Origin of the sequence: Streptococcus sp. LQJ-218 (assembly GCF_003428885.1) — a bacterium.
GTDB lineage: Bacteria > Bacillota > Bacilli > Lactobacillales > Streptococcaceae > Streptococcus.
In genome coordinates, this window is record NZ_QQRU01000007.1 from 106112 (window position 1) to 129079 (window position 22968).

Consider the following 22968-nt stretch of genomic DNA (forward strand, 5'->3'; position numbering starts at 1 on the left):
CGTATTTCTAAATCCATTTTTCTTACGTAGCATGGTACAATAATAAGTAGGAACATTTTGAATCATGAGGAAGACTAGATGAATTTATGGGATATTTTCTTTACGACTCAGGCAACCGAGCCACCCAAATTTGACCTTTTTTGGTATGTCAGTATATTTACACTTTTGGCTTTGATCTTTTATACAGCCTATCGTTATCGTGAAAAGAAGGCTTATCAACGATTTTTCCAAATCTTACAGGCGGTTCAGTTGATCTTTCTTTATGGTTGGTATTGGATTACTCGTATGCCTCTGTCAGAAAGTTTACCATTTTACCATTGTCGTATGGCTATGTTTGTGGTGCTTTTGCTGCCTGGTCAGTCTAAATATAGGCAGTATTTTGCATTGTTGGGAACATTCGGGACATTAGCGGCCTTTGTTTACCCAGTGTCAGATGCCTATCCTTTCCCACATATTACGATTTTATCCTTTATCTTTGGGCACTTAGCTCTCTTGGGGAACTCATTGGTTTATCTCTTGAGACAGTATGATGCACGATTGCTGGATGTGAAGGGAATTTTTCTCATAACCTTTGCCCTAGATGCCTTAATTTTTGTGGTTAATTTAGTAACAGGTGGAGATTATGGATTCTTGACAAAACCACCATTGGTTGGAGACCATGGCTTAGTAGCTAATTATTTAATTGTTTCCCTGGTCTTGTCAGCGGCGATGACGTTGACAAAGAAAATTTTGGAACTATTTTTAGAACAAGAAGAAGAAAAAATGATTGCAAAGAAAGCATAGACATGAGCTTTCTTTTTTTCATAAATCTGATTTTTTATAAATTTTTTGGAAAAATCTAGTCTACTGAGTCTAAAATAGTACTATGTGGCTGTTGAAATATTTCTAGAAATTAATTTGACTTTTCTAAATGATTTGTACAGATCTTATTTCAATCTACTATAAAAAAGCTGTTAAGCGAATGTGAAAAAATGGTAAGTAAATTTAGGAAAAACCAAGCACGATTGGATTTTTTGTGTTATAATATTCTGTGAATAGTTATGCCCTATTTTAGCTATATTGAATAGAAGTTTGAAACTTGGAAGAGAGAGGATGCGATGTAATGACTAGAGATGGTTTTTTTACAGGCTTAGATATCGGAACTAATTCGATTAAAGTATTGGTTGCCGAGCTTAGAAATGGTGAACTTAATGTAATTGGTGTAAGTAATGCCAAGAGTAAAGGTGTAAAGGATGGGATTATCGTTGATATTGAAGCAGCAGCAACTGCTATCAAGTCAGCTATTTCCCAAGCAGAAGAGAAAGCTGGCATTTCAATCAAATCAGTGAATGTTGGTTTGCCTGGAAATCTTTTGCAAGTAGAACCAACTCAAGGAATGATTCCAGTTACATCTGATACAAAAGAAATTACAGATCAAGATGTCGAAAATGTTGTCAAATCAGCCTTGACAAAGAGTATAACACCAGATCGTGAAGTCATTACTTTTATTCCAGAAGAATTTATCGTAGATGGTTTCCAAGGGATTCGTGACCCACGTGGTATGATGGGAGTTCGTCTTGAAATGCGTGGTTTACTTTACACAGGTCCACGTACTATTTTTCACAATTTACGCAAGACAGTTGAACGCTCAGGAGTTCAAGTTGAAAATATTATTATTTCACCATTGGCTTTGGTTCGTTCAGTCTTGAATGAAGGAGAGCGTGAATTTGGAGCTACTGTGATTGATATGGGAGCGGGTCAAACAACTGTTGCTACAATCCGTAACCAAGAACTCCAGTTTACAAACATTCTTCAAGAAGGTGGAGATTATGTCACAAAAGATATCTCTAAAGTCTTGAAGACTTCACAAAAACTAGCTGAAGGATTGAAATTGAACTATGGTGAGGCCTACCCTTCACTTGCAAGCAATGAAACTTTCCAAGTTGAAGTAATTGGTGAAGTAGAGCCTGTAGAAGTTACAGAAAGTTACTTAGCAGAGATCATTTCAGCTCGCATTAAACACATTTTTGAACAAATCAAACAAGAGTTGGAAAGAAGACATTTGTTGGATCTTCCAGGTGGGATTGTTCTGATTGGTGGAAATGCTATTTTACCAGGTATTGTAGAACTTGCACAGGAAGTATTTGGCGTTGGTGTCAAACTTTACGTTCCAAATCAAGTTGGAATCCGTAACCCTGCCTTTGCTCATGTGATTAGTTTGTCTGAATTTGCAGGACAATTGACGGAAGTGCATTTATTAGCACAACGAGCAGTTAGAGGTGAGGATACTTTGCGTCATCAACCAATTAATTTTGGTGGGATGATTCAACGCGTTACGCAGGTAGCACAACCTACCCCTATTCAACCAGTTCAAAATACTGAGGTAGAGCAATCAGCTTCTACGAACGTAGTTGCTCCGAAAGAAGATAAAGTATCTTCTCAAAATAAACCAAAAATCGCAGATCGCTTCCGTGGTTTAATTGGAAGTATGTTTGATGAATAAAAGAGGAAAAATAAACTATGACATTTTCATTTGATACAGCAGCTGCTCAAGGTGCAGTTATTAAAGTAATCGGTGTTGGTGGAGGTGGCGGTAACGCCATTAACCGCATGGTTGACGAAGGTGTTGCAGGCGTAGAATTTATCGCAGCAAACACAGATGTACAAGCTTTGAGTAGTACAAAAGCTGAGACTGTAATTCAGTTAGGCCCTAAATTGACTCGTGGTTTGGGTGCTGGCGGTCGACCCGAAATTGGTCAAAAAGCTGCTGAAGAAAGCGAAGAAGCCTTGACTCAAGCTATCACTGGAGCAGATATGGTCTTCATTACTGCAGGTATGGGAGGCGGCTCAGGTACTGGTGCTGCTCCTGTTATTGCCCGTATTGCTAAAGATTTAGGTGCTCTTACAGTTGGTGTTGTGACTCGTCCTTTCGGTTTTGAAGGAAGCAAACGTGGTCAATACGCTGTGGAAGGAATCAATCAACTTCGCGAACATGTAGATACTCTATTGATTATTTCAAACAACAACTTGCTTGAAATTGTTGATAAGAAAACGCCACTTCTTGAAGCTCTTAGTGAGGCAGATAACGTACTTCGCCAAGGTGTTCAAGGGATTACGGACTTGATTACAAATCCTGGTTTGATTAACCTTGACTTTGCCGATGTGAAAACAGTTATGGCAAATAAAGGAAATGCCCTAATGGGTATCGGTATTGGTAGTGGTGAAGAACGTGTGGTAGAAGCAGCTCGTAAGGCAATCTACTCACCACTTCTTGAAACAACTATTGATGGTGCTGAGGATGTTATTGTCAACGTTACTGGTGGCCTTGACTTGACTTTGATTGAAGCAGAAGAAGCTTCAGAAATTGTTAACCAAGCAGCTGGTCAAGGAGTGAACATCTGGCTCGGAACATCAATCGATGAAAACATGAAAGATGAAATCCGTGTTACAGTTGTTGCAACTGGTGTTCGTCAAGATAGTGTTGAAAAAGTTGTTGGTCATGCACCAAGACAAGCTGTTCGTCATGAACAAGCAAGTCCTAGTCATGCACACAATCATAATCGTCGCTTTGATATGGCTGAAACTGCAGAAATTTCAAGTCCAGCACCTCGTCGTACAGAAGCTTCTCAATCTTCGGCATTTGGTGATTGGGACTTGCGTCGTGAGACAATTGTTCGGCCAACTGATTCAGTGGTATCACCAGTTGAACGTTTTGAAGCGCCATCTTTACACGATGAGGATGAATTAGACACTCCTCCATTTTTCAAAAATCGTTAAGTAAATGAATTTGAAAGAAAATACAGAACGTGTTTTTCAACAAATAAAAGAAGCAAGTCAGCAGGCAGGAAGAGAAGAAAATTCTGTTTCGGTTCTTGCTGTTACAAAATATGTAGACGTACCGACAGCGGAGGCTTTGCTTCCGCTAGGTGTGCATCATATTGGTGAAAATCGTGTGGATAAATTTCTTGAGAAATATGAAGCTTTAAAAGACAGAAATATTACCTGGCATTTAATCGGAACCTTGCAAAGACGCAAGGTTAAAGACGTCATTCAGTATGTTGATTATTTTCACGCTTTGGATTCATTAAAGCTAGCAGAGGAAATTCAAAAAAGAAGTGACCGAGTTGTTAAGTGTTTCTTACAAGTGAATATATCAGAGGAAGAGAGCAAACATGGTTTTTCAAAGGAAGAACTATTGGAGCTCTTGCCAGAATTGGCTTCCTTAGATAAAATTGAGTATGTCGGCTTGATGACCATGGCTCCTTATGAAGCTAATAGTGATGAGTTGAAAGAGATTTTTAAAGCAACACAGAATTTGCAACTAGAAATTAGAGAAAAACAAATTACCAATATGCCAATGATGGACTTGAGTATGGGTATGAGTCGTGACTACAAGGAAGCGATTGAATTTGGCTCGACCTTTGTCAGAATTGGTACAGCATTTTTTAAATAGGAAAGAAATATGTCTTTAAAAGATAGATTTGATAAATTTATAGATTATTTTACAGAAGACGGAGAAGATGTTGGTACTACTTATCAGCCTAAAACTGAAGAGCCAATTGTGACTTCAGGCCCGTATGTTCAAGAGTTACCTCAACAAGCTGGTAGTACGCCATCTAAAGATAAAAATATCACTCGTCTACATGCCCGTCAACAAGAGTTAGCTATGCAAACTCAACGTTCTACTGATAAGGTGACGATTGATGTTCGTTATCCTCGTAAATACGAAGATGCTACAGAAATTGTTGATTTATTAGTTGGTAATGAAAGTATTTTGATTGATTTTCAATATATGACAGAAGTTCAAGCACGTCGTTGTTTGGATTATCTGGATGGGGCTCGCTACGTTTTAGCAGGTAACATGAAAAAGGTAGCATCTACTATGTTCCTGCTGACACCAGTTGATGTTGTCGTGAATATTGAAGATATCAAAATTCCAGATGAATCACAAAATGGTGAATTTGGATTTGATATGAAACGTACGAGAATAAGATAATGCTCTTTCTCATTCGTTTTATTCAAAATGCAGTGGATATCTATTCACTGATTTTAATCATTTTTGCTTTAATGTCTTGGTTTCCCAATGCTTATGAATCACGTCTTGGTCGATTGATTATTAGCTTCGTAAAACCGATAATAGCTCCCTTGCAACGTTTACCTCTCCAGATTGCAGGTCTTGACTTGTCTGTCTGGATTGCGGTATTACTAGTTCACTTCCTAGGGGAACAGTTGATTCGATTTTTAGTGATTTTTCTATGAACAAGATGATTTATCAACACTTTTCTAAGAATGATTCGTCATTTATTGATAAGGGAGTAGAATGGATAAATAAGGTAGAAGATTCTTATTCTCCTTTTTTAACACCCTTTGTAAATCCCCATCAAGAAAAGATTTTAAAGGTTCTAGCATCAACCAACGGCATCTCCTACATGAGCAGTCGGCAGTTTCTTGAAACTGAATATGTTCGGGTTCTCCTGTACCCTGATTATTTTGAGCCAGAATTTTCTGATTTTGAACTATCCTTGCAAGAAATTGTCTATCCTAGTAAGTTTGAGCGCTTAACACATGCAAAAATATTAGGAACAGTTTTAAATCAGCTGGGAATCGATAGGAAGCTATTTGGTGATATCTTAGTCAATGAAGAGAGGGCGCAGATTATCATTAATCGACAGTTTATGCTCCTTTTTCAAGATGGTATTACGAAAATTGCTCGTTTACCGGTTCGTCTAGAAGAACGGAATTTTACTGAGAGAATTGCTACAGTAGAAGATTATCAAGAATTAGATATTCATATTGCTAGTTCTAGATTAGATGTTTTTCTAGCAGGTGTCTTCAAGCTGTCTAGAAATAAGGCAAGTCAGTTAATTGAAAAACAGGCAGTCCAAGTGAATTATCATTTAGTTGAAAAATCAGATTTTTCAGTTCAAGTTGGTGATTTGATTAGTGTAAGGAAATTTGGTCGATTGAAACTCGTTAGAGATAATGGGCAAACAAAAAAAGATAAAAAGAAATTAACGGTCCAATTGTTATTAAGTAAGTGAGGAAAAATATGCCAATTACATCATTAGAAATTAAAGATAAAACCTTTAGCACACGCTTCAGAGGGTTTGATCAAGAAGAAGTAGATGAATTTTTAGATATTGTAGTTCGTGATTATGAAGATTTAGTTCGCTCTAATCATGACAAGGATTTACATATTAAGAGTTTGGAAGAGCGTTTGTCTTACTTTGATGAGATGAAAGATTCATTGAGTCAATCTGTATTGATTGCTCAGGATACAGCTGAGCGAGTAAAACAAGCTGCAACAGAACGTTCAAACAATATCATCCACCAAGCAGAGCAAGATGCCCAACGTTTGTTGGAAGAAGCTAAGTACAAGGCAAATGAAATTCTTCGTCAAGCAACTGACAACGCTAAGAAGGTTGCTGTCGAAACTGAAGAATTGAAGAACAAGAGCCGTGTTTTCCATCAACGTCTTAAATCTACAATTGAGAGCCAGTTAGCAATTGTTGAATCTTCAGATTGGGAAGATATTCTTCGCCCAACAGCGACTTATCTTCAGACAAGTGATGAGGCTTTCAAAGAAGTGGTCAGTGAAGTCTTAGGTGACTCTGTCTTGCAACAACATCAAGAGGAAGAACCAATTGATATTACTCGCCAGTTTTCCCCCGAGGAAATGGCAGAGTTGCAGGCGCGTATCGAAGCGGCTAATAAGGAACTTGCAGAAGTCGAAGCAAGAGCTGAGCAGGAACAAGTGGTTTCACCAGCTCCGGTTGTTGAAGAAAGTCCAGCTCATCCAGTTGGTCCAATGTATGAGGAGCCAGAAGTAGCTCCAAGCCATTACTCAGGACCAACACCAGCTACTGAAGCTGTAAACTCAGAACCAGGTTTTGCGGCACCGCAAGAATCTGTTACAATTTTATAAGAAATAATCTGAGAACAATATTTTATCCTTATATTTCCAGCGAGTAGGAGATGGTGTGAGCCCTGCATTCCCTATTGATAAGATTATCCTCTCAAAAACTCAAGTCTGAATGGAGTAAGATTTGACGTTCCCCACGTTACGGGATAAGAGGGAGAAAGATGAAATCTTTTTCCGAACAAAGGTGGTACCACGATTTTCGTCCTTTTTGGAAGTCGTGGTTTTTAATTTGTTACTATTTATAAAGGAGATACCATGAAACTCAAAGATACCCTTAACCTTGGGAAAACAGCTTTCCCAATGCGTGCAGGCCTTCCAACCAAAGAACCGGTATGGCAAAAAGAATGGGAAGAAGCAAAATTGTACCAACGTCGTCAAGAGTTGAATGAAGGAAAACCTCATTTCACTCTTCATGATGGCCCTCCATACGCTAACGGAAATATCCACGTTGGTCATGCTATGAACAAGATTTCAAAAGATATCATTGTTCGTTCTAAGTCTATGTCAGGATTCTACGCACCATACATCCCAGGTTGGGATACACACGGACTACCAATCGAGCAAGTTTTGGCAAAACAAGGTGTTAAGCGCAAAGAAATGGACTTGGTTGAATACTTGAAACTTTGCCGTGAATACGCTCTTTCTCAAGTAGATAAACAACGTGAAGACTTCAAACGTTTGGGTGTTTCAGGTGACTGGGAAAATCCATATGTGACTTTGACTCCTGACTACGAGGCGGCGCAAATCCGTGTCTTCGGCGAGATGGCTAACAAGGGCTATATCTACCGTGGTGCCAAGCCAGTTTACTGGTCATGGTCATCTGAGTCAGCTCTTGCTGAAGCAGAGATTGAATACCACGATTTGGTTTCAACTTCCCTTTATTATGCCAACAAGGTGAAAGATGGCAAAGGTGTGTTAGACGCTGATACTTACATTGTTGTTTGGACAACAACCCCATTTACCATCACAGCTTCTCGTGGTTTAACTGTTGGTGCAGACATTGATTACGTTTTGGTTCAACCTGCTGGCGAAGCTCGTAAGTTTGTGGTTGCTGCAGAATTGTTGAACAGTTTGTCTGAGAAATTTGGTTGGGCTGATGTTCAAGTTTTGGCTACTTACAGTGGTTCAGAATTGAACCAAATTGTGACAGAACACCCATGGGATACAGCTGTAGATGAGTTGGTGATCCTTGGTGACCACGTTACAACTGACTCTGGTACAGGTATCGTCCATACAGCCCCTGGTTTTGGTGAGGACGACTACAATGTTGGTGTGGCTAATGGTCTTGAAGTTGCTGTGACAGTTAACGAACGCGGAGTCATGATGGCAAATGCTGGCGCTGAGTTTGAAGGCCAGTTCTATGACAAGGTGGTTCCAACTGTTATCGAGAAACTTGGTAACCTCCTTCTTGCCCAAGAAGAAATCTCTCACTCATACCCATTTGACTGGCGTACAAAAAAACCAATCATCTGGCGTGCTGTGCCACAATGGTTTGCCTCAGTTTCAAAATTCCGTCAAGAAATCTTGGATGAAATTGAAAAAGTGAAATTCCATTCCGAATGGGGTAAAGTCCGTCTTTACAACATGATTCGTGACCGTGGTGACTGGGTTATCTCTCGTCAACGTGCTTGGGGTGTTCCACTACCAATCTTCTACGCAGAAGATGGCACTCCAATCATGACAGCTGAAACGATTGAGCATGTAGCTCAACTCTTTGAAGAGCATGGTTCCATCATCTGGTGGGAACGTGATGCCAAAGACCTCTTGCCAGAAGGATTTACACATCCAGGTTCACCAAATGGTGAGTTCAAGAAAGAAACAGACATCATGGACGTTTGGTTTGACTCAGGTTCTTCGTGGAACGGGGTTGTGGTTAACCGTCCAGAACTCAAATACCCAGCTGACCTCTACCTTGAAGGTTCTGACCAATACCGTGGTTGGTTCAACTCATCACTCATCACATCTGTTGCCAACCATGGTGTAGCACCATACAAACAAATCTTGTCACAAGGCTTTGCCCTTGATGGTAAAGGTGAGAAGATGTCTAAATCTCTTGGAAATACCATTGCTCCAAGTGATGTTGAAAAACAATTTGGTGCGGAAATCTTGCGTCTCTGGGTAACAAGTGTTGACTCAAGCAATGATGTGCGTATCTCTATGGACATCTTGAGCCAAGTCTCTGAAACTTACCGTAAGATCCGTAACACTCTTCGTTTCTTGATTGCCAATACATCTGACTTTAACCCAGCTGAGGATGCAGTGGCTTACGAAGAACTTCGTTCAGTTGACAAGTACATGACCATCCGCTTTAACCAGCTTGTGAAAACCATTCGTGATGCCTATGCAGACTTTGAATTCTTGACGATTTATAAGGCTCTGGTAAACTTTATCAACGTTGATCTGTCTGCCTTCTATCTTGATTTTGCCAAAGATGTTGTCTACATCGAAGGTGCAAAATCCCTTGAACGCCGTCAAATGCAAACTGTCTTCTACGATATCCTTGTCAAAATTACTAAGCTCTTGACACCAATCCTTCCTCACACAGCAGAGGAAATCTGGTCATATCTTGAGTTTGAAGCTGAAGACTTTGTCCAATTGTCAGAATTGCCAGAAGCTGAAATTTTTGCTAATCAAGAAGAAATCTTGGACACATGGGTAGCCTTCATGGACTTCCGTGGTCAAGCTCAAAAAGCCTTGGAAGAAGCTCGTAATGCAAAAGTAATCGGTAAATCCCTTGAAGCACACTTGACAGTTTATCCAAATGAAGTTGTGAAAACTCTACTCGATGCAGTAAACAGCAATGTAGCTCAACTTTTAATCGTGTCAGACTTGACCATCGCAGAAGGACCAGCTCCAGAAGCTGCTGTTAACTTCGAAGATGTAGCCTTCACAGTTGAACGCGCTACAGGCCAAGTATGTGACCGTTGCCGTCGTATCGACCCAACAACAGCAGAACGCAGCTATAACGCAACCATCTGCGACCACTGTGCAAGTATCGTTGAAGATAACTTTGCGGAAGTAGTTGCAGAAGGATTTGAAGCGAAATAAGGTTGAAAAGTCTAGGGAAGACTCAATTTGAGAAGAAAAGACAACTAATCTTATAGTCTATAAAACGCATTGTATCAAGTTTTTGAACACCTGATATGATGCGTTTTTATTATGTAATACTCAATTAAAATCAATGATCAAACTAGAAAACTAGCTGCAGGTTGCTCAAATACCCGGAGTCCTGAATTAATTTTATCTACAACAGTTGCAGGAGTTTTACTTCCAACTGTTTTAAAAATTGCTATTTTAGTTTTAGGAATTGTTCCAATTGTATACTACAAGGGAGAAAGTCGTGGTGGTTCGGCTCCTTCTGTTTTGTTAATCGTAGGTTCTGTAGTAGGCTTGATTCCATTTTTAGGCTGGATTGGTGGAATCGTCCTTGTCATCGGAGGAGCTTTGTACTTGTCAAGCTTGAAACAATTCAAAATTGAAGGATAAGTTATTCTAGGTGAAGAGTCGAAGAGCTCTTCTCTTTTTAATCGATTTTGACTAGCTTTTTTGTGAAAAATTGTGTAAAATAGAATAGATAAACGAGGGAGAACCTCGGAGAATTTAAAGGAGAATCCATCTAATGGTAAAATTGGTTTTTGCTCGCCACGGTGAGTCTGAATGGAACAAAGCTAACCTTTTCACTGGTTGGGCTGATGTTGATTTGTCTGAAAAAGGTACACAACAAGCGATTGACGCTGGTAAATTGATCAAAGAAGCTGGTATCGAATTTGACCAAGCATATACTTCAGTATTGAAACGCGCGATCAAAACAACAAACTTGGCTCTTGAAGCTTCTGACCAATTGTGGGTTCCAGTTGAAAAATCATGGCGCTTGAACGAACGTCACTACGGTGGTTTGACTGGTAAAAACAAAGCTGAAGCAGCTGAACAATTTGGTGATGAGCAAGTTCACATCTGGCGTCGTTCATACGATGTATTGCCTCCAGCGATGGATCGCGATGATGAGCATTCAGCTCACACTGACCGTCGTTACGCTTCACTTGACGATTCAGTTATTCCAGATGCTGAAAACTTGAAAGTGACTTTGGAACGTGCCCTTCCATTCTGGGAAGATAAAATCGCTCCAGCTCTTAAAGATGGTAAAAACGTATTCGTAGGAGCTCACGGTAACTCAATCCGTGCCCTTGTAAAACACATCAAAGGTTTGTCAGATGACGAAATCATGGACGTGGAAATCCCTAACTTCCCACCATTGGTCTTCGAATTTGACGAAAAATTGAACGTCGTTTCTGAATACTACCTTGGAAAATAAAAAATTGTAAGCCTAGGATTGATTTCTAGGCTTTTTATGTTAGTATGGTAGTATGATAAGGAATAAAAAACAAGATTATGTATTGGCCTACAAGCGACCAGCGTCAAGAACATATAAGGGTTGGGAAGAAGAGGCCTTACCGATAGGCAATGGTTCTTTAGGGGCAAAAGTATTTGGCCTTATAGGGGCTGAGCGGATTCAATTCAATGAAAAAAGTCTTTGGTCTGGTGGTCCACTTCCTGATAGTTCCGATTATCAGGGTGGAAATCTTCAGGACCAGTATTTTTTTTTAGCTGATATTCGGCAGGCTTTGGAAAAGAGAGATTACAATACTGCTAAAGTGCTAGCTGAACAGCACCTGGTCGGGCCTAAAACGGGTCAATATGGGACCTATCTGTCCTTTGGAGATCTTCTCATTGAGTTCAGCCAGCAAGGTAAGACTTTGTCTCAGGTGACGGATTACCATAGACAGCTGAATATCAGTAAGGCGCTTGCGACGACATCTTATGCATATAAAGGGACGTATTTTAAACGTGAAGTTTTTGCGAGTTTTCCAGATGATCTCTTGGTTCAACGCTTTACTCAGGAAGGGTCGAAAGCTCTAGATTTTACTATAGAACTGTTGCTAAGTCGTGATTTGGCTTCTGATGGAAAATATAATCAGGAGAAGTCTGATTATAAGGAATGTCAGCTGGATATCTCTACTTCTAATATCTTGATGAAGGGACGGGTTAAGGACAATGACCTGCAGTTTGCTAGCTGTCTAGCTTGGCAAACAGATGGAGACATTAGAGTCTGGTCAAATAAGGTTCAGATATCAGGAGCCAGTTATGCCAATCTCTTCTTGGTCGCTAAGACGGATTTTGCTCAAAATCCTGCTAGCAATTATCGCAAGAAACTAGATTTGGAGCAGCAAGTAAAGGACTTGGTGGAGATAGCTAAAGAAAAGGGCTATGCCCAATTGAAATCAAGGCATATTGATAACTACCAAGCTTTATTTCAGCGTGTTCAATTGGATTTGGGAGCTGATGTATACACATCCACTACAGATGATTTGTTAAAAAATTATAAGCCACAAGAGGGGCAGGCTTTGGAGGAGCTCTTCTTCCAGTATGGACGGTACTTATTGATTAGTTCTTCCAGAGACTGCCCAGATGCTCTACCAGCTAATCTACAGGGAGTCTGGAATGCGGTCGATAATCCTCCTTGGAATTCGGACTATCACTTAAATATCAATCTGCAGATGAATTATTGGCCAGCCTATGTTACCAATCTCCTAGAGACGGCTTTTCCAGTCATCAACTATATCGATGATTTGCGAGTCTATGGTCGTCTAGCGGCTGCAAGGTATGCAGGAATCGTCTCTCAGAAGGGTGAGGAGAATGGTTGGTTGGTTCATACTCAAGCGACTCCTTTTGGCTGGACGGCACCTGGTTGGGATTACTATTGGGGTTGGTCACCAGCTGCCAATGCGTGGATGATGCAAACTGTTTATGAAGCCTATTCATTTTATAGGGACCAAGACTATCTCAGGGAGAAAATTTATCCCATGTTGAGGGAAACGGTACGTTTTTGGAATGCCTTTTTACATAAGGATCAGCAGGCGTATCGTTGGGTCTCTTCTCCGTCTTATTCTCCAGAACATGGGCCAATTTCGATTGGCAATACCTATGACCAATCTCTGATTTGGCAATTATTCCATGATTTTATTCAAGCTGCTCAAGAATTGGGGCTGGATGAGGACTTGTTGGCTGAAGTCAAGGAGAAGTTTGACCTGCTTAATCCTCTTCAAATCACTCAATCTGGTCGAATCAGGGAGTGGTATGAGGAGGAAGAGCAGCATTTTCAAAATGAGAAAGTGGAGGCCCAGCATCGGCACGCTTCCCATCTAGTGGGACTCTATCCTGGTAATCTCTTTAGCTATAAGGGGCAGGAGTATCTTGAAGCGGCGCGTGCTAACCTCAATGATCGTGGGGATGGCGGCACAGGGTGGTCCAAGGCTAATAAGATCAATCTCTGGGCGCGTCTAGGAGATGGCAATCGAGCCCATAAATTATTAGCAGAGCAATTAAAGACATCCACCTTTCCCAATCTTTGGTGTAGCCACCCTCCTTTTCAGATAGATGGTAATTTTGGTGCTAGCAGTGGCATGGCGGAAATGTTGCTCCAGTCTCATACAGCTTATCTGGTGCCCCTAGCTGCCCTACCCAATGCCTGGTCAAGAGGTTCTGTTTCAGGTTTAATGGCACGCGGACATTTTGAAGTTAGTATGCGGTGGGAGGATAAAAAACTCTTACAGATGACCATTTTATCAAGAAGTGGAGGAGATTTGCGAGTCTCTTATCCAGGTATTGAAAAAAGTGTGATTGAAGTGAATCAAGAAAAAGCAAAAGTGAAATGCATAGGGAATGATTGTATTTCAGTGGCGACAGCAGAAGGCGATTTTGTTCAATTTTATTTTTAAGAAGATAATAGAAGGCAGTGATTTGAGACTGCCTTTTTTGAAGGATTTGAGAATGTAAGCAGTTTCCAACTAGTTGAAAAAGCGTTATAATGGTAGTAGGAAGTAATTTGTTTGAGAGAGGGTGGGTCTTATGGCTTATATTGAGATGAAACGCTGTTACAAGCGTTATCAGGTTGGAGACACGGAGATTGTGGCCAATCGTGATGTGAATTTTGAGATTGAAAAAGGGGAGTTGGTGATCATTCTAGGTGCGTCTGGTGCAGGCAAGTCAACAGTTCTTAACCTGCTTGGGGGAATGGATACCAATGATGAAGGGGAAATCTGGATTGATGGTGCAAATATTGCAGACTATAGTTCCCACAAGAGAACCAATTACCGCCGCAATGATGTAGGCTTTGTTTTTCAGTTTTATAATCTAGTTTCCAATCTAACCGCTAAGGAAAATGTGGAATTAGCTTCAGAAATCGTGACAGATGCCTTGGATCCTGAGCAAGTCTTGACAGATGTAGGTCTGGCTCATCGTCTCAATAACTTTCCAGCTCAGCTTTCTGGAGGGGAGCAACAGCGAGTCTCCATTGCACGCGCAGTAGCCAAAAATCCTAAAATTCTCCTTTGTGATGAACCGACAGGCGCCTTGGATTATCAGACGGGGAAGCAAGTTTTGAAAATCCTCCAAGATATGTCTCGTCAAAAGGGAGCGACGGTAATTATCGTAACTCACAATGGAGCTTTGGCGCCCATTGCTGATCGCGTGATTCATATGCACGATGCCAGTGTCAAGGATGTGGTGATCAACCAGTATCCTCAGGATATCGACAGTTTGGAGTACTAGCATGATCAAGCGAAAAACCTATTGGAAGGACTTAATTCAGTCTTTCACAGGCTCTAAGGGGCGTTTCTTATCCATCTTAACCTTGATGATGTTGGGCTCTCTAGCCCTAGTAGGTCTCAAAGTAACTAGTCCCAACATGGAGGCGACAGCTAATGCTTATTTAAAAACTGCTCAAACCTTGGATTTGGCAGTTATGTCTAACTATGGTTTGGATCAAGCAGATCAAGAAGAACTAGAACAGATAGAGGGCGCAGAGGTTGAGTTTGGCTATTTGACAGATGTGACTATGGATAATGGGGAGGATGCCATTCGACTGTACTCCAGACCAGAGCGAATTTCAACCTTTCAGCTAAGAGAGGGGCGACTTCCTCAGACAGGACAGGAAATTGCTTTGGCTACTCATTTGCAAGACCAATACAGCGTGGGACAGGAGATTAGTTTTAAAGAAAAAGAAGAGAGTCATTCCTCTTTAAAAGACCATACTTATACCATTACTGGTTTTGTGGATTCAGCTGAAATTCTCTCCCAGCGAGATATGGGCTATGCGGGTAGTGGAAGTGGGACTCTGACAGCCTATGGAGTGATTTTACCGAGTCAGTTTGATCAGAAAGTCTACAATATAGCACGTTTGAAATATCAAGATTTAGCAGGCTTAAATGCTTTCTCAGTAGCTTATGAAGAGAAATCCAAACAGCATCAGGAAGATCTTGAACAAGCTTTATCAGATAATGGCAAGGCACGTCTGCAACTCTTGAAAAAAGAAGGCCAAGAGTCTCTAGACAAAGGTCAAGAAACCCTTGACAAGGCTGAGACTAATTTGCAGGAAGGCAAGCGTCGTTTAGCAGCTGCCTATGCTCGTTTACAGGCTCAAGAAAGTCAACTAGCCTTGCTTCCTCAAGCCCAGAGAGAGCAGGCGAGTGCTCAACTTACTCAAGCCAAGCAGGAATTGAGTAAGGAAGAGGACAAACTAAAGCAGGCTGAACAAAATCTAGCCCAAGAAAAGGAAAAATTAGAAAAACATCAGCAAGTCTTGGACACTTTGGCCGAACCAAAGTATCAAGTCTATAATCGTCAGACCATACCAGGTGGTCAGGGCTATCTCATGTACAGTAATGCTTCAGCCAGTATTCGGGCAGTGGGCAATATCTTTCCAGTAGTGCTTTATGCCGTAGCAGCTATGGTGACCTTTACAACCATGACTCGTTTTGTGGATGAAGAGCGAACACATGCAGGGATTTTTAAGGCCTTGGGCTATCGCAGTAAGGATATTATTGCCAAGTTTCTCCTTTATGGTCTAGTAGCTGGGACTGTCGGAACAGCTCTAGGTAGCATACTTGGACATTATTTACTAGCCGGTGTGATTTCAAGTGTCATTACAAAAGACATGGTGGTGGGAGAAACCCAGATTCAGTTCTATTGGAGCTATAGTTTATTAGCTCTTGGTTTAAGTTGGTTGGCGAGTGTGTTACCAGCCTACCTGGTAGCTCGTAGGGAACTTCACGATGAAGCAGCCCAGCTTTTACTGCCTAAACCACCTGTCAAAGGAGCTAAAATCTTACTGGAGCGCATCGGTTTTATCTGGCGTCGTCTCAGTTTTACTCATAAGGTAACAGCCCGCAATATCTTTCGTTATAAGCAACGGATGTTGATGACGATCTTTGGTGTGGCAGGTTCTGTAGCCCTGCTCTTTGCAGGTTTGGGAATCCAATCCTCTGTAGCAGGAGTTCCGTCTAGACAGTTTCAACAAATCCAACAGTATCAGATGATTATCTCTGAAAATCCTAGTGCGACCAATCAAGACAAGGCAGATCTAGAAGAAGTGTTGAAAGGGCAAGATATCCAAGCCTACCAGAAAATCTATTCAAAAACGCTAGACAAGGACTTCAAAGGTAAGGCTGGTCTTCAGACCATCACCCTTATGATGACAGAGAAGGAAGATTTGACACCCTTTATCCATCTGCAACATCATCAGCAGGAGCTGACATTAAAAGATGGCATCGTTATCACAGCTAAACTTGCCCAGTTGGCAGGTGTCAAGGCTGGGCAGACTCTAGAAATTGAAGGTAAGAAGCTAAAGGTCGCTGCCATTGCTGAGAACTACGTTGGTCACTTTATTTATATGAGTCAGGCTAGCTATGAGCAACTTTACGGACAGCTACCCCAAGCCAACACTTATCTGGTCTCGCTGAGGGATATCAGTGCTTCTAGTATCGAAAGACAGGCAGGCTTGCTTATGAATCAAGCTGCGGCGTCTAGCGTCGTCCAAAATGCTTCAGCCATTCGACTCTTTGATTCGGTCGCAAGTTCACTCAATCAGACTATGGCCATCTTGGTCATCGTATCGGTTCTATTGGCTATTGTTATCCTTTACAATCTGACCAATATCAACGTGGCTGAGAGAATCCGTGAACTCTCCACTATCAAGGTTCTCGGTTTTCATAATAATGAAGTCACCCTCTACATTTATCGTGAGACGATTGTGCTGTCCCTTGTGGGAATCGTATTTGGTCTGGTATCTGGTTTCTATTTACACCAATTTTTGATTCAAATGATTTCGCCTGCGACTATTCTTTTTTATCCGCAGGTAGGCTGGGAAGTCTACGTAATCCCAGTGGCAGCAGTAAGCATCATTTTGACCTTGCTTGGTTTCTTCGTCAATCATCATCTGAGAAAGGTTGATATGCTTGAAGCTTTGAAATCTATAGAGTAATACTTAATGAAAATCAAAGAGCAAACTAAGAAACTAGCCGCAGGTTGCTCAAAATACCGTTTTGAGCTAGTAGATAAGACTGACGAAGTTAGATCAAAACACTGTTTTGAGGTTGTGGATAGAACTGACGAAGTCAGCTCAAAACACCGTTTTGAGGTTGCAGATAGAACTGACGAAGTCAGTAACATATATCTACGACAAGGCCACGCTGACGTGGTTTGAATAGATTTTCAAAGAGTCAGGCAGTTCTTTTTAGCTGATTGATCTTATATTTACTCGTAAACAAAAATCCTCCGTTTCAAAGAGTAGGGAACTCTTTGTGACAGAGGATTTTTTCTATAGGGCTTTAGCAGCTGCAATTGCGGCTTCGAAGTTTGGTTCTGAGTTGATATTGTCCACGTATTCAACGTAGCGAATCGTATTGTCAGTATCGAGGACAAAGACTGCGCGTGCCAAAAAGTGCCACTCATTGATTAAGAGAGCATAATCACGTCCAAAGGAATGGTCGAAATAGTCTGAGAGCATGATGGCATTTTCAATACCTTCAGCACCGCACCAACGTTTTTGAGCAAAAGGGAGGTCCATAGAAACAGTCAAGACAACTGTGTTGTCTAGTCCAGCCAGTTCTTGGTTAAAACGACGCGTTTGAGTTGAGCAGATACCTGTATCGATAGAAGGCACGACACTCAAGACTTTTTTCTTCCCATCAAAATCAGCTAGAGATTTTTTAGAAAGATCTGTTGTAGTGAGTGAAAAGTCAAGTGCCTTGTCGCCGACTTGTAGTTGTTTACCTGTAAAGCTCACAGGATTTCCGAGAAAAGTTACCATAAAATACTCCAATCTTTTTTCTTCCATTTTAGCTGAAACAGCCAGAATTTTCCAATGATTTGACTGGAAATATGGACATAGAAAAACGCCAGCTCACGTGAGAATGACGTTTTTAGAAATTTATTTAGATAATCCTTCAGAAATCTTGTCAAGGTTGTATTTCATCATGTTGTAGTAGCTGTCGCCTTCTTTACCTTGTTCTGCGATAGAGTCAGTAAAGATTTGAGCGTAGATTGGGATATTTGTGTCTTGTGAAACAGTCTTCATTGGACGGTCATCCACACTTGATTCTACAAAGAGTGATGGAACTTTTGTCTGACGAAGTTTTTCAACCAAGGTCTTGATTTGCTCAGGAGTTCCTTCTTCTTCAGTATTGATTTCCCAGATGTAGGCACTTGGGACACCATAGGCTTTAGAGAAGTATTTGAATGCTCCTTCGCTGGTTACAATGAGTTTCTTTTCAGCAGGGATGTTATTAAATTTATCCTTACTTTCTTTATCAAGTTTGTCTAACTTATCAGTATATTCTTTGAGATTTTTTTCATAAAATTCTTTGTTGTTAGGGTCTTTGGCGCTCAATTGTTTGGCAATATTTTTAGCAAAGATAATCCCATTTTCAAGGTTAAGCCAAGCGTGTGGGTCTTCTTTTCCTTTTTCATTTTTTCCTTCAAGGTAGATAACTTCAACGCCTTCGCTGACTGCAAAGTAGTCTTTATTTTCAGTTTTCTTGGCATTTTCTACCAATTTTGTAAACCAGGCATTGCCACCTGTTTCAAGGTTGATGCCGTTGTAGAAAATGAGGTCAGCCTCAGAAGTTTTCTTAACATCTTCAGGGAGTGGTTCGTATTCGTGTGGGTCTTGACCAATCGGAACGATACTGTGAAGATCAATCTTGTCACCAGCAATATTTTTAGTAATATCAGCGATGATAGAGTTTGTAGCAACAACTTTTAGTTTTTGACCAGAAGCTGCATCTTTTTTTCCGCTAGCACATGCTACAAGAACAATAACGGAAAGAAAGAGAGCGAATAATGTACCTAATTTTTTCATTAGATCCTCCAATTTATTGGGGCATTGCCCCTTATTTTAACAAATGTTTATTTTTTAGTTTCAAATATCGTTGTTTTGGAGCGATAAAGAAGCTAATGAGAAAGAAACTAGCAGCTGTAAGCACGATACTAGAACCTGCCGCAAGGTTAAAGCTATAACCGATAAAGAGTCCCAAAACTGAAGCTATAGCTCCAAAGGTTGAGGAAAGAAAAATCATGCTTTTCAGGCTATTAGCATAGAGATAAGCAGTTGCAGCTGGGGTAATCAGCATGGCTACAATCAGGATAGTTCCAACACTTTGCATGGCTGTCACAGACACGAGAGTCAGGAGTACCATGAGAAGGTAGTGATAGAAATTGACAGGCATTCCCATGGCTTTAGCCAAGAGTTCATCAAAGGAAGTGATCAAGAGTTGCTTGAAGAAAATCCAGATTAACAAGAGAATGGCTGCCCCCACACCCATAGTAATAAACATATCCGTATCTTGGACGGCTAGGATATTACCAAAAAGGATATGGAAAAGGTCAGTTGAACTTTTAGCGACACTAATCAAGATGATACCGAGGGCTAAGAAAGAAGAAAAGGTAATGCCGATGGCGGTATCGCTTTTGATAATCGAGTTTCCCTTGATATAGGTAATGATGATAGCAGCGAGTAGTCCAAAGACAATGGCTCCAACAAAGAAGTCAATGCCCAAGATAAAGGAGAGGGCTACACCTGGTAAGACAGCATGTGAAATGGCATCTCCCATGAGTGACATCCCACGTAGGATGATGAAACATCCCACAGCTCCAGCTACGATCCCGATGACAATAGCTGTTATCAAGGCATTTTGTAGGAAATGGAATTTTTGCAATCCATCTATAAATTCTGCAATCATAGGTCACCTCCATTGAAAAAGAGTCGATTACCGTAAGCTTCTTTGAGATTGGCTTCGGTAAAGGTTTCTTTGGTTGGACCAAAAGCAATCACTTCTCGATTGACAAGTAAGACTTGATCGAAGTAGTGGGGAACCTTGCTGAGGTCGTGGTGAACGATAAGGACCGTCTTGCCAGCTTTTTTCAGATCTCTCAGCGTATTCATGATGATTTCCTCACTGACAGAATCAATCCCAACAAAAGGTTCATCCAGTAAGATATAGTCGGCTTCTTGAACTAAACATCTGGCAATCAAGACCCGCTGGAATTGACCTCCAGACAGTTGACTGATTTGACGTTCTGCGTAGTCAGCTAGGCCGACGATTTCAAGGGCTTCTTGCACTTTCTTCCAATGTTTAGCATTTAAACTGCGAAAGAGAGGGATAGAAGGAAAGAGTCCTAGCGAGACGCATTCCTTGACCTTGATGGGAAAGTTGTAGTCGATATTGATTTTTTGTTCGACATAGGCAATTCGGTGTAAGGATTTTTTAACTTCCTTGTCATCGAGAAATGCCTGACCTTGATGTGGGATAATTCCCAGCATACCTTTTAATAATGTTGATTTTCCAGCACCGTTTGGACCAATGATACCGGTAATTGTTGGTCCTTGGAGCACTAGTGAAATATCCTTTAGTGCCAACGTTTCTTTGTAGGAGACACTGAGGTTTTCGATACGTATCATACAGTTGTATTCCTCCTGTTTTTTAATATACCTTAATTTTATTTTTAAGTCAAGTTAATTTTGTAAAAATTTAAAATATTAACGATTAAAATAAGAAGGTAATTCGGCAATTTTAATTGCATTCCCAAGGGATTTTTGCTAAGCTAAGAATAAGTGAAAAATGAAAGCGAGAACAAGATGACACGTTATCAAGATGATTTTTATGATGCTATAAATGGTGAATGGGAAAAGACGGCCGTCATTCCAGCTGATAAATCGAGAACAGGTGGTTTTATCGACCTTGACGAAGAAATTGAAGACCTGATGCTAGCGACAACAGACAAGTGGTTGACAGGAAAAGAGGTTCCTGATGATGCTATCTTGGCAAACTTTGTCAAATACCACCGCCTAGTTCGTGATTTTGACAAGAGAGAAGCGGACGGTATCACACCTGTCTTACCTCTTCTTAAAGAATTCCAAGAATTAGAAACTTTTGCGGATTTTGCAAGCAAACTAGCTGCATTTGAATTAGCTGGCAAACCTAACTTTCTTCCATTTGGAGTATCACCAGACTTTATGGATGCTAGAACCAATGTTCTATGGGCCAGTGCTCCAGGAACTATCTTGCCTGATACAACCTACTATGCGGAAGACCATCCACAGCGTGAGGAATTATTGAACCTTTGGAAAGAAAGTACCTCTAATCTCCTCAAAGCCTATAACTTCTCAGATGAAGAAATCAAAGATCTTTTAGAGAAACGATTGGAATTGGACCGCCGTATCGCAGCTGTCGTTCTTTCAAACGAAGAGAGTTCAGAATACGCAAAACTTTACCATCCATATGCTTACGAAGATTTCAAAAAGTTTGCACCTGCTCTACCTCTAGATGACTTTTTCCAAGCTGTTCTTGGACAAGTACCTGATAAGGTCATTGTAGATGAAGAACGTTTCTGGCAAGCAGCAGAGCAATTCTATAGTGAAGAAGCTTGGCCTCTCCTCAAGGCAAGCTTGATCTTGAGTGTGGTAAATCTTTCAACTAGCTATTTAACAGAAGAAATCCGTGTCCTGTCAGGAGCTTATAGCCGTGCGCTTTCAGGAATTCCAGAAGCCAAAGACAAGGTCAAGTCAGCCTATCAGCTAGCACAAGGACCTTTTAAACAAGCTCTTGGCCTTTGGTATGCCCACGAAAAATTCTCTCCAGAAGCCAAGGCGGATGTGGAGAAAAAAGTGGCAACTATGATTGATGTCTATAAGGAACGTTTGGCTCAGAATGACTGGCTGACTCCTGAAACTCGTGACAAGGCCATCGTCAAACTCAATGTCATTAAGCCATATATCGGCTATCCAGAAGAATTACCAGAGCGCTACAAGAACAAGGTAGTGGATGAAAATGCTAGCCTTTTTGACAATGCTCTAGCCTTTGCGCGTGTGGAAATTAAGCACAGTTGGAGCAAGTGGAACCAGCCAGTTGACTATAAGGAGTGGGGAATGCCTGCTCATATGGTCAACGCCTACTACAATCCACAAAAGAATTTGATTGTCTTCCCAGCCGCTATCTTACAGGCACCATTCTATGACCTACATCAGTCATCTTCTGCTAACTACGGTGGGATCGGTGCAGTTATCGCCCATGAAATTTCTCACGCCTTTGATACCAACGGAGCATCCTTTGATGAAAATGGTAGCCTCAAGGACTGGTGGACAGAGAGTGACTATGCAGCTTTCAAGGAGAAAACACAAAAAGTCATTGACCAGTTTGATGGACAAGATTCTTATGGAGCAACCATTAACGGGAAATTGACCGTATCTGAAAATGTTGCTGACCTAGGAGGAATCGCTGCAGCGCTAGAAGCTGCCAAGAGAGAACCAGACTTCTCAGCTGAAGAGTTCTTCCATAACTTTGCTCGTATCTGGCGAATGAAAGGTCGCCCAGAGTTGATGAAACTCATGGCTAGTGTTGATGTGCACGCACCAGCTAAACTCCGTGTTAACATCCAAGTGCCAAACTTTGATGACTTCTTTACAACCTATGATGTCAAAGAAGGTGACGGAATGTGGCGCTCACCAGAAGACCGCGTGATTATTTGGTAATGTAAAAAATCTAGTCATCAGAAAAAGGCATCCAATCAGGTGTGAAAACCTTGATAGGATGCCTTTTGTAATGGAAAGATTTGCTGTATAATTTACTTATACTCTTCGAAAATCAATTCAACCACGTCAGCTTTATCTGCAACCTCAAAGTGGTACTTTGAGCAACCTGCGGTTAGCTTCCTAGTTTGCTCTTTGATTTTTA

At 41.0% G+C, this 22968-nt stretch carries 19 protein-coding genes and 1 pseudogene; 16 read left to right on the plus strand and 4 right to left on the minus strand.

The genetic code is table 11. The annotated features are described in order from the left end of the window. Positions 1–78: 78 nt before the first annotated feature. From D2908_RS07440 to D2908_RS07515, 15 genes and pseudogenes are all read left to right on the plus strand, one after another. Positions 79–783 carry a TIGR02206 family membrane protein gene (locus D2908_RS07440; RefSeq protein WP_117306030.1) on the plus strand — a complete coding sequence of 235 codons (705 nt, stop codon included), beginning with the start codon at positions 79–81 and terminating at the stop codon, positions 781–783. Positions 784–1102: 319 nt separating this feature from the next. Beyond that, the gene (gene ftsA / locus D2908_RS07445) at positions 1103–2482 is read left to right on the plus strand and encodes a cell division protein FtsA (protein WP_117306031.1); all 1380 of its coding nucleotides are present in this window, start codon (positions 1103–1105) and stop codon (positions 2480–2482) included. A gap of 17 nt (positions 2483–2499) precedes the next feature. After that, positions 2500–3756 (plus strand): cell division protein FtsZ, encoded by a 1257-nt coding sequence (gene ftsZ / locus D2908_RS07450; protein ID WP_117306033.1) that lies wholly within the window; start codon positions 2500–2502, stop codon positions 3754–3756. A gap of 4 nt (positions 3757–3760) precedes the next feature. Then, positions 3761–4432 (plus strand): YggS family pyridoxal phosphate-dependent enzyme, encoded by a 672-nt coding sequence (locus tag D2908_RS07455; RefSeq protein ID WP_117306035.1) that lies wholly within the window; start codon positions 3761–3763, stop codon positions 4430–4432. Positions 4433–4441: 9 nt separating this feature from the next. Beyond that, positions 4442–4975 (plus strand): cell division protein SepF, encoded by a 534-nt coding sequence (locus D2908_RS07460; protein WP_117306036.1) that lies wholly within the window; start codon positions 4442–4444, stop codon positions 4973–4975. Then, positions 4975–5238 (plus strand): YggT family protein, encoded by a 264-nt coding sequence (locus D2908_RS07465; protein ID WP_117306038.1) that lies wholly within the window; start codon positions 4975–4977, stop codon positions 5236–5238. The genes D2908_RS07460 and D2908_RS07465 overlap by 1 nt, the downstream gene beginning before the upstream one ends. Then, positions 5235–6020, plus strand: coding sequence for an RNA-binding protein (locus D2908_RS07470; protein ID WP_117306040.1), 786 nt, complete (start codon positions 5235–5237; stop codon positions 6018–6020). Before D2908_RS07465 ends, D2908_RS07470 begins: the two co-directional genes overlap by 4 nt. 8 nt (positions 6021–6028) lie before the next feature. Continuing rightward, positions 6029–6904 carry a DivIVA domain-containing protein gene (locus tag D2908_RS07475; protein ID WP_117306041.1) on the plus strand — a complete coding sequence of 292 codons (876 nt, stop codon included), beginning with the start codon at positions 6029–6031 and terminating at the stop codon, positions 6902–6904. A 252-nt stretch (positions 6905–7156) separates the two neighbouring features. Beyond that, positions 7157–9949 carry an isoleucine--tRNA ligase gene (ileS, locus tag D2908_RS07485; RefSeq protein ID WP_117306043.1) on the plus strand — a complete coding sequence of 931 codons (2793 nt, stop codon included), beginning with the start codon at positions 7157–7159 and terminating at the stop codon, positions 9947–9949. A 225-nt stretch (positions 9950–10174) separates the two neighbouring features. Further along, positions 10175–10387 (plus strand): annotated as a pseudogene (locus tag D2908_RS07490) (hypothetical protein); the annotation flags it as partial. Between the two features lie 133 nt (positions 10388–10520). After that, entirely contained in the window at positions 10521–11213 is a 693-nt protein-coding gene (locus D2908_RS07495) for a phosphoglycerate mutase (RefSeq protein ID WP_045763384.1), read from the plus strand. A 52-nt stretch (positions 11214–11265) separates the two neighbouring features. Then, positions 11266–13677, plus strand: coding sequence for a glycoside hydrolase family 95 protein (locus D2908_RS07500; protein ID WP_117306045.1), 2412 nt, complete (start codon positions 11266–11268; stop codon positions 13675–13677). 130 nt (positions 13678–13807) lie between these two features. Next, positions 13808–14509, plus strand: a complete 702-nt coding sequence (locus D2908_RS07505) for an ABC transporter ATP-binding protein (RefSeq protein ID WP_117306047.1) — start codon at positions 13808–13810, stop codon at positions 14507–14509. 1 nt (position 14510) lies between these two features. Next, positions 14511–17219, plus strand: a complete 2709-nt coding sequence (locus D2908_RS07510; protein ID WP_117306048.1) for an ABC transporter permease — start codon at positions 14511–14513, stop codon at positions 17217–17219. Positions 17220–17225: 6 nt separating this feature from the next. Continuing rightward, positions 17226–17441, plus strand: a complete 216-nt coding sequence (locus D2908_RS07515; RefSeq protein ID WP_117306050.1) for a hypothetical protein — start codon at positions 17226–17228, stop codon at positions 17439–17441. 114 nt (positions 17442–17555) lie between these two features. Here D2908_RS07515 and tpx read toward each other — a convergent pair whose 3' ends face one another. The 4 genes from tpx to D2908_RS07535 form a co-directional block, all read right to left on the minus strand. After that, complete coding sequence (gene tpx / locus D2908_RS07520; RefSeq protein WP_117306052.1) at positions 17556–18047, minus strand: thiol peroxidase; 492 nt, start codon at positions 18045–18047, stop codon at positions 17556–17558. A gap of 120 nt (positions 18048–18167) precedes the next feature. After that, a complete protein-coding gene (gene psaA / locus D2908_RS07525; RefSeq protein WP_117306053.1) occupies positions 18168–19097 on the minus strand; it encodes a metal ABC transporter substrate-binding lipoprotein/adhesin PsaA in 930 nt (309 codons plus the stop codon). Positions 19098–19128: 31 nt separating this feature from the next. Continuing rightward, positions 19129–19977 carry a metal ABC transporter permease gene (locus tag D2908_RS07530; protein ID WP_117306055.1) on the minus strand — a complete coding sequence of 283 codons (849 nt, stop codon included), beginning with the start codon at positions 19975–19977 and terminating at the stop codon, positions 19129–19131. Beyond that, a complete protein-coding gene (locus D2908_RS07535) occupies positions 19974–20696 on the minus strand; it encodes a metal ABC transporter ATP-binding protein (RefSeq protein ID WP_000619164.1) in 723 nt (240 codons plus the stop codon). The genes D2908_RS07530 and D2908_RS07535 overlap by 4 nt, the downstream gene beginning before the upstream one ends. Positions 20697–20873: 177 nt before the next feature. Between D2908_RS07535 and D2908_RS07540 the strand changes: the two genes are divergently transcribed. Next, complete coding sequence (locus tag D2908_RS07540; RefSeq protein WP_117306057.1) at positions 20874–22766, plus strand: M13 family metallopeptidase; 1893 nt, start codon at positions 20874–20876, stop codon at positions 22764–22766. Positions 22767–22968 lie beyond the last annotated feature (202 nt).

Bases quoted from the DNA above. Each gene is read 5' to 3' on its own strand.
- D2908_RS07530 (WP_117306055.1), bottom strand. From the start codon at position 19,977: ATGATTGCAGAATTTATAGATGGATTGCAAAAATTCCATTTCCTACAA.
- D2908_RS07440 (WP_117306030.1), top strand. From the start codon at position 79: ATGAATTTATGGGATATTTTCTTTACGACTCAGGCAACCGAGCCACCC.
- tpx (WP_117306052.1), bottom strand. From the start codon at position 18,047: ATGGTAACTTTTCTCGGAAATCCTGTGAGCTTTACAGGTAAACAACTA.
- D2908_RS07540 (WP_117306057.1), top strand. From the start codon at position 20,874: ATGACACGTTATCAAGATGATTTTTATGATGCTATAAATGGTGAATGG.
- D2908_RS07510 (WP_117306048.1), top strand. From the start codon at position 14,511: ATGATCAAGCGAAAAACCTATTGGAAGGACTTAATTCAGTCTTTCACA.
- D2908_RS07455 (WP_117306035.1), top strand. From the start codon at position 3,761: ATGAATTTGAAAGAAAATACAGAACGTGTTTTTCAACAAATAAAAGAA.
- ftsZ (WP_117306033.1), top strand. From the start codon at position 2,500: ATGACATTTTCATTTGATACAGCAGCTGCTCAAGGTGCAGTTATTAAA.
- ileS (WP_117306043.1), top strand. From the start codon at position 7,157: ATGAAACTCAAAGATACCCTTAACCTTGGGAAAACAGCTTTCCCAATG.
- D2908_RS07470 (WP_117306040.1), top strand. From the start codon at position 5,235: ATGAACAAGATGATTTATCAACACTTTTCTAAGAATGATTCGTCATTT.
- D2908_RS07505 (WP_117306047.1), top strand. From the start codon at position 13,808: ATGGCTTATATTGAGATGAAACGCTGTTACAAGCGTTATCAGGTTGGA.
- D2908_RS07535 (WP_000619164.1), bottom strand. From the start codon at position 20,696: ATGATACGTATCGAAAACCTCAGTGTCTCCTACAAAGAAACGTTGGCA.
- D2908_RS07500 (WP_117306045.1), top strand. From the start codon at position 11,266: ATGATAAGGAATAAAAAACAAGATTATGTATTGGCCTACAAGCGACCA.
- psaA (WP_117306053.1), bottom strand. From the start codon at position 19,097: ATGAAAAAATTAGGTACATTATTCGCTCTCTTTCTTTCCGTTATTGTT.
- D2908_RS07495 (WP_045763384.1), top strand. From the start codon at position 10,521: ATGGTAAAATTGGTTTTTGCTCGCCACGGTGAGTCTGAATGGAACAAA.
- D2908_RS07460 (WP_117306036.1), top strand. From the start codon at position 4,442: ATGTCTTTAAAAGATAGATTTGATAAATTTATAGATTATTTTACAGAA.
- D2908_RS07515 (WP_117306050.1), top strand. From the start codon at position 17,226: ATGAAAATCAAAGAGCAAACTAAGAAACTAGCCGCAGGTTGCTCAAAA.
- ftsA (WP_117306031.1), top strand. From the start codon at position 1,103: ATGACTAGAGATGGTTTTTTTACAGGCTTAGATATCGGAACTAATTCG.
- D2908_RS07475 (WP_117306041.1), top strand. From the start codon at position 6,029: ATGCCAATTACATCATTAGAAATTAAAGATAAAACCTTTAGCACACGC.
- D2908_RS07465 (WP_117306038.1), top strand. From the start codon at position 4,975: ATGCTCTTTCTCATTCGTTTTATTCAAAATGCAGTGGATATCTATTCA.